Raw genomic sequence first — 12,677 nt, 5'->3', positions numbered from 1 at the left:
GGACGCGCGGCGCGGGACGGGGGGCTCAGCCCTTGTTCTCCGCCTGGACCATCTGCTTGAGCTTCGCCGGGGTCATCGTGCGGTCCGCGTAGATGTTCTTGCCGCCGAACAGGACCGTCGGCGTGCCGCCGAAGTGACCGGCCTGGAAGGCCTGGTTCGACTTCATCACCCAGCTGTCGTGCGTGCCGTCGTTCACACACGCGCGGAACGCCGGGGTGTCCAGACCGTCGACCTTGCCCGCGAGCTCGATGAGCTTGTCCTTGTCGGCGAAGGCGTCGTCGGTCTCCTGGGGCTGGTTGTCGTACAGCACGTCGTGGTACGCGGTGAACTTCCCGGCGTCCTGGGCGCAGGCCGCGGCGTTGGCCGCCTGGCGGGAGCCGCTGCCGCCCATGTTCCCGTCGATGAGGGTGGCGAGGTGGTAGTCGACCTTGAGCTGACCGGCCGCCACCAGCTCGTGGATCGTCGGGCGGTACACCGTCTCGAAGGACTTGCAGGCCGGGCAGCGGAAGTCCTCGTACACCGTGAGGGTGGACTTGGCGGCGTCCTTGCCGACGGGGAGGGCGAGACCGTCCTTGCCCCGCGCCCCCGAGGGCGACACGACGGGGCCCGCGCTGTCGCTCTTGTCGTCCTTGCCCGCGTTGGCGGCGAGGACGCCCACCACCGCGGCCAGACCAAGGACGCAGACCACCGACGCACCCACGATCAGCGCGCGCCGGCGCTTCTCCGCGGCCTTGTGCTTCTCTCGCTCGACCGCCAGCCGCTCGCGGGCGGTGCGCTTTCCGTCACGGTTCTTCTCGCTCACATCCGGCAGAACGAACCGGGGAGGCGCAGCGCGCCTCCCCGGCCCCAGGTCCACCCGTTCGAGTGAGCGGATTGTCCTTTACGTGCGCGTATACGACGGACGCTGTCGCGCCGGTGGGCGGGGCCGGGCGCCCCGCGCACCGCGCGGAGGGGTCACGCCGTGCGGCGCACGCCCTTCGCCAGGTCGCTCGCGAGGGCGCGTACGGCGTCCAGTCCCGCGGCCTCGTCGGGCGCGTCCAGCATCCGCTTGACGAAGGCCGAGCCGACGATGACGCCGTCGGCGAAGCCGGCCACCTCGGCTGCCTGCCGGGCGTCGGAGACGCCGAGGCCGACGCAGACGGGCAGGTCGGTGGTGGCCTTGGTGCGCCCCACCAGGTCCTGCGCCTGCGCGCCCACCGACTCGCGGGTGCCGGTGACGCCCATCAGCGAGGCCGCGTAGACGAAGCCGGAGCCCGCCGCGGTGATCTCGGCGAGCCGGGCGTCCTTGCTGCTGGGGGCGACGACGAAGACGGTCGCGAGGCCGTGCTTCTCGGCGTGCTCGCGCCACAGCGCCGACTCCTGCACCGGCAGGTCGGGCAGGATGCAGCCGGCCCCGCCCGCCTCGGCCAGCTCCGCCGTGAAGCGCTCGACGCCGTAGCGGTCGATGGGGTTCCAGTACGTCATCACGAGCACCGGCTTCCCGGTGGCGGCGTGCGCCTCACGGACCGTGCGCATCACGTCCGCGATCCTGACGCCGCCGCGCAGGGCGATGTCGTCGGCGGTCTGGATGACGGGGCCGTCGAGGACGGGGTCGCTGTGCGGCAGCCCCACCTCGACGACGTCGGCGCCGCCGTCGAAGACGGCCTTGACGGCCTCGATCCCGCCGTCCACGGTCGGGAAGCCCGCCGGGAGGTAGGCGATGAGGGCGGCCCGGCCCTCGGCCCTGGCGCCCGCGAGCGTGTCGCTCAGCAGCCGGATGTTGCCGCTCACTTGGCGTCCCCCTCGATCTCCGCGCCGTCGCCGGCCTCGTCCGCCCGGACGGCGGCGTCGGTGTCGTACAGGCCGAACCAGCGGGCGGCCGTGTCCATGTCCTTGTCGCCGCGCCCGGACAGGTTGACGACGATCAGCCCGTCCGGGCCCAGCTCCCGGCCGACCTCCAGGGCGCCGGCCAGCGCGTGCGCGCTCTCGATGGCCGGGATGATGCCCTCGGTGCGGGAGAGCAGGCGCAGTGCCTGCATCGCGGCGTCGTCGGTGACCGCGCGGTACTCGCCGCGGCCGCTGTCCTTGAGGTAGGCGTGCTCGGGGCCGATGCCGGGGTAGTCCAGGCCGGCCGAGATCGAGTACGGCTCGGTGATCTGGCCCTCGTCGTCCTGGAGGACGTACGAGCGCGAGCCGTGCAGGATGCCGGGCTCGCCCGCGGTCAGGGTCGCCGCGTGCTCACCGGTCTCGATGCCGTGCCCGGCGGGCTCGCAGCCGATGAGACGCACGTCGGCGTCGGGGATGAACGCGTGGAAGAGGCCGATGGCGTTGGAGCCGCCGCCGACGCAGGCGACGGCGGCGTCGGGCAGCCGTCCGGCGCGCTCCAGGATCTGCCGGCGGGCCTCGACGCCGATCACCCGGTGGAAGTCCCGGACCATGGCGGGGAAGGGGTGGGGTCCCGCGACGGTGCCGAAGAGGTAGTGGGTGCGGTCGACGTTGGCGACCCAGTCGCGGAACGCCTCGTTGATGGCGTCCTTGAGGGTGCGGCTGCCGGACTTCACGGCGATGACCTCGGCGCCGAGCATCCGCATCCGGGCCACGTTCAGCGCCTGGCGCTGGGTGTCGATCTCGCCCATGTAGATGGTGCAGTCGAGCCCGAACAGGGCGCAGGCGGTGGCGGTGGCCACGCCGTGCTGTCCGGCCCCGGTCTCGGCGATGACACGGGTCTTGCCCATGCGCCGGGTGAGCAGGGCCTGCCCGAGCACGTTGTTGATCTTGTGTGAGCCGGTGTGGTTCAGGTCCTCGCGCTTGAGGAACACCCGGGCGCCGCCCGCGTGTTCGGCGAAACGCGGCACCTCGGTCAGGGAGCTCGGGCGTCCCGTGTAGTGGACGAGCAGGTCGTCCAGCTCGCGGGCGAACTCGGGGTCGGCCTTGGCCTTGTCGTACTCGACGGCGACCTCGTCCACGGCGGCGACCAGCGCCTCCGGGATGAACTTGCCGCCGAACGCGCCGAAGTACCCCTCGGCGCTGGGGACCTGACCCTCGGGGTCGGGAATGAAGAACTCGCTGGGCATGCGGATACCTCGCTGGGGCGTCTGCCCCGGTCACGGGTCGGAAGGGGTCACGTGATGCACGGACGCGCACGCCGCGCGGGCACCGGACCCGGGCCGTCCCCGCCGTCGCGGCCGGTGGCGGGGCCACCGGCGGCGGTGCGGGACGGTCAGGCCACCCTGAGGGCGGCCGGGGCCGGCGTGGGCGCGGGTACGCGCCGGCGCCATCGCATGCCGTTGACCTGCCCCGGCTCGTCCCCGATGACGTAGCGGACCCGGCGGCCGTGCACACGGCGGGCCGGCGCCCGGCAGCCGCGCGGGCGGCAGCCGCGGGCGAGGCGGGCGTAGGGGTCCCGCGCCGCCGGGGCGGCGGGAAGCGGGGCGGCCGACCGCAGGCACCCGCCGACGCCGGGTGAGCACGGGCTCACCCGGGGGCGGGGGGCGGTCGGGCCGGCCACGGGAGCGTCAGCCCCGTCCGTGCCGCAGGGCGGGGTGGGCCCCGGCCGCCACGAGGTCGGAGACGGCGGCCTTCGGGTCGCGGCCGGTGACGAGGGACTCGCCCACCAGGACCGCGTCGGCGCCGGCGTTGGCGTAGGCGATGAGGTCGTGCGGTCCGCGGACGCCGGACTCGGCGATCTTGACGAGGTGGTCCGGGATCTCGGGGGCGACCCGCTCGAAGGTGCCGCGGTCGACCTTGAGGTCCTTCAGGTTGCGCGCGTTGACGCCGATGACCTTCGCGCCGGCGTCCACCGCCCGCTCGGCCTCGTCCTCGTCGTGCACCTCGACCAGCGGGGTGAGCCCGATGGACTCGGCTCGCTCGATGAGGGACTCCAGGGCGGCCTGGTCGAGGGCGGCCACGATCAGCAGGGCGAGGTCGGCGCCGTACGCCCGGGCCTCCCACAGCTGGTACGAGGTGACGATGAAGTCCTTGCGCAGCACGGGGATGTCGACCTTGGCGCGGACGGCCTCCAGGTCGGCCAGCGAACCGCCGAAGCGGCGCTGCTCGGTCAGCACGGAGATGACGGACGCGCCACCCGCCTCGTAGTCGGCGGCCAGTGCGGCGGGGTCGGCGATGGCGGCCAGCGCGCCCTTGGAGGGGCTGGAGCGCTTGACCTCGCAGATGACCTTGACGCCGTCGCCGCGCAGCGCGGCCACGCCGTCCTTGGCCGCCGGAGCCTTCGCCGCGCGCTCCTTGAGCTCGTCGAGGCTGACGCGCGCCTGCCGTTCCGCGAGGTCGGCACGGACTCCGTCGATGATCTCGTCGAGCACACTCACGCGAGCGGCCCCCTTCCCTGCGGTGGACAGTTGAGCGGTCGAGCGGTCGGACCCGGCTCCCGCCGTCCCGGCGGTTCACACGGGTCACTGCGATGGTATCCGGAGGAGGGCTCAGGGCTCGCATCCGGTTGACGCCGGTCCCACGACCTGGACATGTGCCGCATGCTCACGGGTGCAGCCAGCCGCCGGACGGCAGGTTCCGGACAACGGTGAAGGCCAGCAGCAGCACGCCCGCCGTCCACAGCTGCACGTTGCCCAGCTCCACCCGTACCGGCCGGCCGCGCGCCACGCGGACCACCCAGACGGTCCACACCGCCGCGAACAGCAGGTACCCCGCGACGGCGAGCGCGTTGTCCGTGAGCGCGGTGGCGAAGTCCCCGTGCACGAAGGCGTGGGCGCTGCGCAGTCCGCCGCAGCCGGGGCAGTACAGCCCCGTGTAGCGCAGCATCGGGCAGACCGGGTAGTGCCCGGGCTCGTTCGGGTCGACGGCCCCGACGTAGGCGAAGGCGCCGGCGACCGCGGCGAGGACGCCCGCGGGGGCGGCCAGCCGCCGCACGGCCCCGGCCACCGGGCCGGTGCCCGCGCCCGGCGGGGTCACCCTCTGGGTTTCGGCGTTCACCTGACGCATTGTGCCCCTCGGGCGCGACCGGCGCCCGCCGGGTACGGGAGAGCGGCCCCCGGTGCGGGGGCCGCTCTCCTGTGCGTGACTGCGGGGCGGGCGTGGCCCGGCCGGGCGGGTCAGCCTTCCGCGCCGGCGACCTGGGGCGCCGAGTGCGGCTTCTGCACGTGCGCCTCCTTCGGCTGGCCCATGCCCATCGCCCGCATGATGCCGCCGACGACACCACCGAGGACGACGATCACCATGCCGGCCCAGAAGCCCAGCGGGTTGGCCAGCACCATGAAGGCACCGGAAACGCAGAAACCGATGAAGGCGATGATGACACCGGTCCAGGCGGCCGGGGTGTGACCGTGGCTGCTGCCCGCCATGACTTGCTCCTCAGTGCTGTGTACGTGTGTGAGTCGGACGCTCGACGTCCATTGTCCCGTATCGGCGCGGCCGCCTTGAGCGCGGGGTGGCACCCGCTCCGCCGTCGCGGCCGGGTCGGGACGTGCGCCCCGGGCCGAAGGTCCCGGCGGGCCCGTCCGCGCGGGGGGTCCTACGTCCCGGTCGGGTCCTCGCCGCGGTCCAGGGCCTTCCACAGGTCCTCGGGGCGGTCGGGGTCGACGGGCCTGGTCCTGCGCGGCCGGGGGGTGCCGTCGCGCTCGTAGCGGCCGGACATGGCGGGCCACAGCCGTCCGTAGCGCAGCGCCAGCAGTCCCGCGAGGAGGATGAGCGCCCCGCCGACGGCGGCGACGTACGGCCAGGCGGTGTGGCTGAGCGCGTCCACCGTCGCGGCCGTGTCGCCGGAGGCCTCGGCGGCCTTCTCGTCGAGCGCGGAAGCGTCGTCCGCGCCGAGCAGCGCCGCGACGACGATGCCGGCGCCCGAGAGCGCGAGCAGCGCGGAGACGAGCAGCCGGCCGGAGCGGCGTACGGCGAAGACGGCGACGAGGGCGGCGAGGCCGACGACGGCGAGGGCCGCGGGCACGCCCGTGACGTCGCTGCCGCTGGCGGTCAGCGGGAAGTCGCCGCCGGCCACCGACGCGGTGCCCTCCGACCAGTTGCGCCGGGTGGACAGCAGCGTCACGGCGGCGCCGAGCGCGCCGCACAACAGGGCTGTGGCGAGGCTGCGGCGGCCGGACCCGGCGGGTCCTGCGGCGGCTTCGGATCGGGGGTGAGGTACAGCGGTCACGTACTCCACTATCGCCTGAACCCCGGGCGAACCGTCACCCGGGGTTCACGTGAGACTCGTCCTATCGGCCGAGCCGGTTCGCCGTGTGCACCGCGCGGAGCACGGCCGCGGCCTTGTTCCGGCACTCGGCGTCCTCCGCGGCCGGGTCCGAGTCGGCCACCACCCCGGCGCCGGCCTGCACGTACGCCGTGCCGTCCCGCAGCAGCGCGGTACGGATGGCGATGGCGGTGTCGGAGTCGCCGGCGAAGTCCAGGTAGCCGACGCAGCCGCCGTACAGGCCGCGCCGGGACGGCTCCAGTTCGTCGATGATCTGCATGGCGCGCGGCTTGGGCGCCCCCGAGAGGGTGCCCGCCGGGAAGCAGGCGGTCAGCACGTCGAAGGCGGTGCGGCCCTCGGCGACGCGGCCGGTGACCGTCGAGACGATGTGCATGACGTGCGAGTACCGCTCGATGGACATGAAGTCGACGACCTCGACGGAGCCGGGCTCGCAGACCCGGCCGAGGTCGTTGCGCCCGAGGTCCACGAGCATCAGGTGCTCGGCGCGCTCCTTGGGGTCGGCGATCAGCTCGTCGGCGAGCGCCTGGTCCTCCTGGACGGTGGCGCCGCGCGGCCGGGTGCCCGCGATGGGGTGGACCATCGCCTGCCCGTCCTCGACCTTGACCAGGGCCTCGGGGGACGACCCGACGACGTCGAAGCCGTCGAAGCGGAAGAGGTACATGTACGGCGACGGGTTCGTGGCCCGCAGGACGCGGTAGACGTCCAGCGCGCTCGCCGTGCAGGGGGTCTCGAAGCGCTGGGAGGGGACGACCTGGAAGGCCTCGCCCGCCCGGATGCGCTCCTTGATGTCCTCGACGGCGTCCTGGTACTGCGGTCCGCCCCACAGCGCGGTGTACTCGGGCAGCTCGGACGGCGGGAGCGCGGCCGGCGGCTGGGAGACCGCCCGGGAGAGGTCCGCCTCCATGGCGTCGAGGCGGGCCACGGCGTGGGCGTACGCCTCGTCGACCCCGGTGTCGAGGTCGTTGTGGTTGATCGCGTTGGCGATCAGCTGGACCGTGCCGTCCCAGTGGTCGAGGACGGCGAGGTCGCTGGTGAGCAGCATGGTCAGCTCGGGCAGCCGCAGGTCGTCCCGCTCGCCGGGGCCGATCTTCTCCAGGCGGCGCACGATGTCGTAGCCGAGGTAGCCGACCATGCCGCCGGTGAAGGGCGGCAAGCCGTCCTCGTGCGGGGTGTGCAGCGCCTCGATCGTGGCCCGCAGGGCGACCAGGGGATCGCCGTCGACGGGCACGCCGACCGGGGGGGTGCCGAGCCAGTGGGCCTGTCCGCCGCGCTCCGTGAGGGTCGCGTGGCTGCGGACGCCCACGAAGGAGTAGCGGGACCAGGACCGGCCGTTCTCGGCCGATTCCAGCAGGAACGTGCCGGGGCGCTCGGCGGCCAGCTTGCGGTACAGGGCGACGGGCGTGTCACCGTCCGCCAGGAGCTTGCGGCCGACCGGGATGACCCGGCGGTCGGCGGCCAGCTTGCGGAACGTCTCGAGGTCCATGGCGGCCGACCCTACTGACCGGCGGACGGCGCGGGGGACGCGGTGTCCGCGAGCAGGACGTCGGCGTCGAAGCAGGTGCGGTCGCCGGTGTGGCAGGCGGCGCCGACCTGGTCGACCTTGACGAGGACGGTGTCGGCGTCGCAGTCCAGGGCCACGGACCGCACGTGCTGCACGTGTCCCGAGGTGTCGCCCTTGACCCAGTACTCCCGGCGGCTGCGCGACCAGTAGGTGCAGCGGCCGGTGGTGAGCGTGCGGTGCAGTGCCTCGTCGTCCATCCAGCCGAGCATCAGCACCTCGCCGGTGTCGTACTGCTGGGCGATGGCGGGGACGAGCCCGTCGGCGCTGCGCCGGAGGCGGGCGGCGATCGCGGGGTCGAGGCTGCTGGGAGGGGGCGCGCTGGTCATGCCGACCATTGTGCCGCCCCGGGCGGACCCGGCCGACGGACGTCCACAGGACGGACCGCGCACCGCCCCGGGCCGCGCCCGCACTGGGCGGACGGGTGCGGCGGTCGTAGGCTGGCTGGCATGTCGACCCATGCGAAGCGTGAACGACTTCTCCTCGCCGACCTGTTGGAGGCCGAGGGACCCGAGGCCCCCACCTTGTGCGGGGACTGGACGACCCGTGATCTCGCGGCGCACGTCGTGGTGCGCGAGCGGCGGGCGGACGCCGCGGGCGGGATCCTCATCAAGCAGCTGACGCCCCGGCTCGAACGGGTGCAGGCGGAGTTCGCCGAGAAGCCGTACGAGGAGCTGATCCAGCTCATCCGTACGGGGCCTCCGCGGTTCTCGCCCTTCTCGCTCAAGCAGATCGACGAGGCGTCGAACACGATCGAGTTCTACGTCCACACCGAGGACGTGCGGCGGGCCCGGCCCGGCTGGACGCCCCGGCCCCTGGACGCCGTCTTCCAGGACGCCCTGTGGTCGCGGCTGGACCGCACGGCCCGGCTGCTGGGCCGCGGCGCGCCGACCGGTCTGGTGCTGCGCCGCCCGAACGGGCAGACGGCGGTCGCCCGCAAGGGCACGCCGGTGGTCACGGTGACCGGCGAGCCCTCGGAGCTGCTGCTGTTCGCCTACGGCCGCAAGAACGTGGCCGAGGTGGAGCTGGAGGGCGACAAGGACGCGATCGCCAAGCTGCACGAGGCGAAGCAGCTCGGCATCTGATCCCGGGGGCCCGCCCCGGCCCGTCGGCGGCCCCGGGTGCCCGCCCTGGGTCCAGCGGACGCCGTGCGAACCCGGGCGCCCGTCCGGAGTCCGACGGGCGCCGTCCCCGCCGCCGGGCGCCCTCGCCTGCGCGCGTCCGGGGCGCGAACGCCGGCCGTCCGGCGTCGGGTCCCGGGGAGCTGGCCAGAGACGGCAGCTCGGCGTCCGGCCGGGGCGTGAGAGCACGCCGTCGCCTAGAGGGCTCCCCCGGGCCGGGTGCACGCCGGGCGTCGGTTCACCTGTCCGGCGGATCGGGGAGCGCCCGCGTGCTCAGGCGGGGAGTTCCGCGCGGCGCAGCGGGGGCGAGCACAGGGCGACCACCCCGCCCAGGCCGCAGACGACGGCGCTGACGACGAAGACGGGGCCGGTGCCCCACAGGCCGACGGCGGCGGCGGACACCGGCATGCTCAGCGGGGCGAAGCCGAGGCTGACCAGACCCGCCACCGCGCTCACCCGGCCGAGGTAGGCGGGGTCGGTCTCGGTCTGGAGCAGCGCGCCGCACAGGACGCCGCTGAGCCCGGCGAGGAGTCCGACGAGCAGGGCCGTGCCCACGGCGGCGACCACCCCGGGGACGTACGCGAGGGACCCGATCGCGACGCAGCCGAGGAGGAGGGAGACGGCCATGACGCGTCCGGCGTACGGGAGCCGGCCGCGTGCCGTGACCAGCAGCGAGACCAGCCCCGCGCCGGTTCCGAAGCCGGCCAGCACCCAGCCCATGCCGGAGGCGCCCCAGCCGCGCTGGTCCGCGAGCAGGGCCAGCCCGACGTTCAGCGGGCCGACGAAGCCCAGGTCGCCCAGGGCTATGGCGAACATCAGCGGGGCCAGCACCGGGTGGCGGCGGATGTAGCGCAGGCCGTCGCGGAGATCGCGCCAGGCGGTCGGCGCGGCCTCGTGGGCGGCGCTCTGCGGGGCCCCGTCGGCAGGGGCGGACGATCCGGGCGTGGCCGGGGTGGCGGGCTCCTCGTCGACGGGCAGGTCCCTCATCCGGACGGAGACCAGCAGCGGCACGGAGACAGCGATCAGCAGGCCGGCGAGCCCGAACGCGGCCGCCGCGCCGCCCAGCGCCACGCCGAGGCCGCCGAGGGGGGCGCCCACCACGTTGGCGAAGCGGATCGCGAGGCCGCGCATGCCCTGGACGCGGGCGAGCTGGGCGCGCGAGGTGACGCGGGCCGGCAGGGCGCCGACGGCTGGCATGAAGACGGCGTCCACGGTGCCGAAGACCAGGGCGAGCGCGGCCAGCGGCCACAGCCCCGGCGCGGACACGAACAGCAGCGCGGCGACCGCGAGGACGGCCGCGCACCGCACGGCGTCGCTGCCGATGACGACCCTCCGCGGCCCGAACCGGTCCGCGACCACTCCCCCGCCGAGCATCAGCAGGGCCCTGGGCACGGCGCTCACGGCCATCACCAGACCGGCCTGGGAGGGCGTCCCGGCCTGGACGGCGGCCCAGGACAGGGCGATGTAGTAGACGTTGTCGCCCACCATGGAGGCCGTGTAGGCGCCGAGCCAGCGCAGGACGTTGCCGTCGCGGTGGGCGGGCCGTACGGCGGCGGGGGCGGTCTCGACGGCGGGTGCGGTCCCGAGAGTCACGGGCGGCGTCCTCTCAGTCACGGAACGGGAACCCGGTCACGTACAGCGCCACGTTCTCGCGGCCCTCGGTGTCGCCCGCCGCCTCCGCGGTCCGGCCCCGCTCCTCGTATCTCCGGCACACGGCGAGCAGTTCGCCGGTCAGCGCGGACAGTTCACCGGCCGTGAGCCGCATCAGGGACTCGGAGTCGGTGGACGCGTTGCGCCACTCCTCGTCCCAGGTGGCGCGTTCGTCGAGGTGGCGGCGGTGGGCCTCGGTGCGCTGCTCGTGGAAGAGGCGGGTGGCCGCCTGGTGCGCGGCGGCCTTCTCCGGCGCGTCCCGGAAGTCCGCCTCGTGGATGTCGATCCCGTCCGACGCGGGCCGCCACCAGCGCTCGCGCCCGTCCTTGCGGGGCGCCTCGGCCTCCTCGATCAGACCGTGGTCGGCGAGCTTGCGCAGGTGGTAGCTGACCAGCGACACGGCCTCGCCCGCCTGTTCGGCGAGCTGCGAGGCCGTCGCCGTCCGCGCCAGGAACAGCGCCCGGTACAACTGCGAGCGGAGTGGATGGGCGAGCGCTTTGAGGGTGCCCAGGTCCGTGACACGGCGCTGCTGATGGTCGGCCATGCCGGCAGCGTAGAGTACGAAGCGAAAATTGCGCAATTAATATTGCGCAACCTTCCTTTCGCTCCTTCCGCCGTCCGCACCGTCGGCCCTGCCCGTCCGGCAGGGGTCGAGCAGCGTCCGGGCGGCCAGCGCCAGCGAGAGCTCCACCACGTCCGTCGGACGGGTCAGGGAGCGGCCCGTCAGCTGCTCGCAGCGGCGCAGCCGGTTCAGGACCGTGTTGCGGTGGCAGTAGAGCCGGGCGGCCGACCGCTGGGCCGAACCGTCGCAGGCCAGCCAGGCCGTGAGGGTGTCCAGCAGGATGTCACGGTCGGAGGGGTCCAGCCGCAGCAGGGGGCCCAGCACCCGCTCGGCGAGCGCCGCGCCGAGCGCCGGGGCGGAGACGACCAGGGCGGCCGGCAGGTTCTCCTCCAGGACGACGGTGCCGCCGGCGCGCGGACAGGCGCGCAGCGCGGTGTCGGCGAGCCGCCGGGCGTCCCCGACGGCGGCGAGGCCGTCGACCACCGGGCTCAGCCCGATCCGGGTGCCGGGTGGCGCGGACAGCACGCGCGCGATGTCACCGGCGTCCTCGACGAGCCCGTGGGCACGCGGCCGCTCCTGCGCCCCGCTCACCTCGCCGGCGCCCCCGTCGCCGCCGTCGGCCCGGTCGTGCTCGCCGTCGCCGTGGGGGCGGACGCCCTCGCCGGCCGGGTGGCCGCCATGGCCGGGGGACGGGTCGCCGTGCGCGTGCGCGCCGGGGAACCGGGCGCCGTCACCGGGCGCCCGGTCGGCCTCGCCGCGGACGTGGCCGCCGAGCAGCACGATGCCGTAGTCGCCGCCGCCCTCGCGGTACCACTGCACCCGCAGGCCCGGCAGGTCCACCGGGGTCCGGCCGTTCACGAGCGCCGGGCCGGCGGGCAGCTGGGCCAGCACGACCGCGTACCGCCCCTGCTCGGGCAGGCCGAGCGCGGACGCCGTGGCCGGCAGGTCGGAGATGCGCGCGGTGCCGTCCAGCAGCGCGGCGGTCATCAGGCGCAGCCGGTTCTCCCGGCGCCAGGTCAGCTCGCGTTCCGTCTGGCGGTAGGCGTCGGCGACGATCGCGCAGTGCTCGTCCACGAAGTTCCACACGTCGGCGGCCACGTGCACGAGGAGGCGTACGTCCGAGGGGTGGCGGCGCGTCGTCTCGTCCACCAGTCCCTGCCAGACCATCCCGCCGCCCAGCCGGAAGGCGCGCAGCAGGGCATCCAGCGGGAGACCGCGTTCGGCCCGCGTCCTGCCGATCCCCCACGAGCAGCGGCGCGCGGCCTCGCGCAGTTCGCCGGGGCGCAGCAGGGAGCCCACGTTGAGCCGCAGGGAGCGCTGCACCTCCTCGCGCACGCTGTCGATGTCGCTCTGGATCGCGGCCCGGTACGCGGGCTCACGCTCCCGCAGGACGACCATCAGGCGCTCCGTGAGCTCGGGCAGTCCCGCCAGCAGGACCCGGGCCGCCCTGTGCAGCACGGAGAGCGCCTCCCCGTCGACGGCCGAGCGGGCGGCGGGTACGAGTGGCCGCGGACCGGACACGGTCCGGACGTGGTCCTGTACGAGGTGCTGCATCGCTGTCCTCCACCGGAGTCGGCTCGGCCCGGCTCGGCACGGCGCGCCACCGCACGGCACGCCGGTCCCACCGGACCTTCC

14 protein-coding genes are annotated in these 12,677 nt (G+C 74.7%); 1 reads left to right on the top strand and 13 read right to left on the bottom strand.

Annotated elements, in window-relative coordinates:
• Positions 1–25 precede the first annotated feature (25 nt).
• The 10 genes from ACWGIS_RS20685 to hisI form a co-directional block, all read right to left on the bottom strand.
• Positions 26–802, bottom strand: coding sequence for a DsbA family protein (locus tag ACWGIS_RS20685; protein WP_453363889.1), 777 nt, complete (start codon positions 800–802; stop codon positions 26–28).
• 152 nt (positions 803–954) lie between these two features.
• Positions 955–1,770, bottom strand: coding sequence for a tryptophan synthase subunit alpha (gene trpA, locus ACWGIS_RS20680; RefSeq protein ID WP_453363888.1), 816 nt, complete (start codon positions 1,768–1,770; stop codon positions 955–957).
• Entirely contained in the window at positions 1,767–3,053 is a 1,287-nt protein-coding gene (trpB, locus tag ACWGIS_RS20675; RefSeq protein ID WP_453363887.1) for a tryptophan synthase subunit beta, read from the bottom strand. Before trpB ends, trpA begins: the two co-directional genes overlap by 4 nt.
• A 146-nt stretch (positions 3,054–3,199) precedes the next feature.
• Positions 3,200–3,457 (bottom strand): tryptophan biosynthesis modulator TrpM, encoded by a 258-nt coding sequence (trpM, locus tag ACWGIS_RS20670; RefSeq protein WP_453363938.1) that lies wholly within the window; start codon positions 3,455–3,457, stop codon positions 3,200–3,202.
• 37 nt (positions 3,458–3,494) lie between these two features.
• Positions 3,495–4,304, bottom strand: a complete 810-nt coding sequence (trpC, locus tag ACWGIS_RS20665) for an indole-3-glycerol phosphate synthase TrpC (protein WP_453363886.1) — start codon at positions 4,302–4,304, stop codon at positions 3,495–3,497.
• A 166-nt stretch (positions 4,305–4,470) separates the two neighbouring features.
• Positions 4,471–4,932, bottom strand: a complete 462-nt coding sequence (locus ACWGIS_RS20660) for a DUF2752 domain-containing protein (RefSeq protein ID WP_453363885.1) — start codon at positions 4,930–4,932, stop codon at positions 4,471–4,473.
• Between the two features lie 110 nt (positions 4,933–5,042).
• Positions 5,043–5,291 (bottom strand): HGxxPAAW family protein, encoded by a 249-nt coding sequence (locus ACWGIS_RS20655; protein ID WP_358852213.1) that lies wholly within the window; start codon positions 5,289–5,291, stop codon positions 5,043–5,045.
• A 170-nt stretch (positions 5,292–5,461) separates the two neighbouring features.
• The gene (locus ACWGIS_RS20650; RefSeq protein WP_453363884.1) at positions 5,462–6,103 is read right to left on the bottom strand and encodes a TIGR02234 family membrane protein; all 642 of its coding nucleotides are present in this window, start codon (positions 6,101–6,103) and stop codon (positions 5,462–5,464) included.
• A gap of 52 nt (positions 6,104–6,155) precedes the next feature.
• On the bottom strand, positions 6,156–7,634 hold the full coding sequence (locus tag ACWGIS_RS20645; RefSeq protein WP_453363883.1) for an anthranilate synthase component I: 1,479 nt from the start codon (positions 7,632–7,634) through the stop codon (positions 6,156–6,158).
• An 11-nt stretch (positions 7,635–7,645) separates the two neighbouring features.
• Positions 7,646–8,047, bottom strand: coding sequence for a phosphoribosyl-AMP cyclohydrolase (gene hisI / locus ACWGIS_RS20640; RefSeq protein ID WP_453363882.1), 402 nt, complete (start codon positions 8,045–8,047; stop codon positions 7,646–7,648).
• 111 nt (positions 8,048–8,158) lie between these two features.
• Between hisI and ACWGIS_RS20635 the strand changes: the two genes are divergently transcribed.
• Positions 8,159–8,794: a TIGR03085 family metal-binding protein gene (locus ACWGIS_RS20635; protein ID WP_453363881.1), complete on the top strand. Its 636-nt coding sequence runs from the start codon at positions 8,159–8,161 to the stop codon at positions 8,792–8,794.
• Positions 8,795–9,103: 309 nt separating this feature from the next.
• Here the strand turns inward: ACWGIS_RS20635 and ACWGIS_RS20630 are convergent, their stop codons facing one another.
• The 3 genes from ACWGIS_RS20630 to ACWGIS_RS20620 form a co-directional block, all read right to left on the bottom strand.
• Positions 9,104–10,318: an MFS transporter gene (locus tag ACWGIS_RS20630; protein WP_453363937.1), complete on the bottom strand. Its 1,215-nt coding sequence runs from the start codon at positions 10,316–10,318 to the stop codon at positions 9,104–9,106.
• Positions 10,319–10,436: 118 nt separating this feature from the next.
• Positions 10,437–11,024 carry an ArsR/SmtB family transcription factor gene (locus tag ACWGIS_RS20625; RefSeq protein WP_453363880.1) on the bottom strand — a complete coding sequence of 196 codons (588 nt, stop codon included), beginning with the start codon at positions 11,022–11,024 and terminating at the stop codon, positions 10,437–10,439.
• 36 nt (positions 11,025–11,060) lie between these two features.
• Positions 11,061–12,596 carry a PucR family transcriptional regulator gene (locus ACWGIS_RS20620; RefSeq protein WP_453363879.1) on the bottom strand — a complete coding sequence of 512 codons (1,536 nt, stop codon included), beginning with the start codon at positions 12,594–12,596 and terminating at the stop codon, positions 11,061–11,063.
• Between the last annotated feature and the right edge of the window lie 81 nt (positions 12,597–12,677).

The sequence above is a fragment of the Streptomyces sp. NPDC054842 genome (assembly GCF_053611025.1).
Note: the sequence above shows the minus strand (reverse complement) of the source record. Positions and strands in the feature narration are given on the sequence as shown.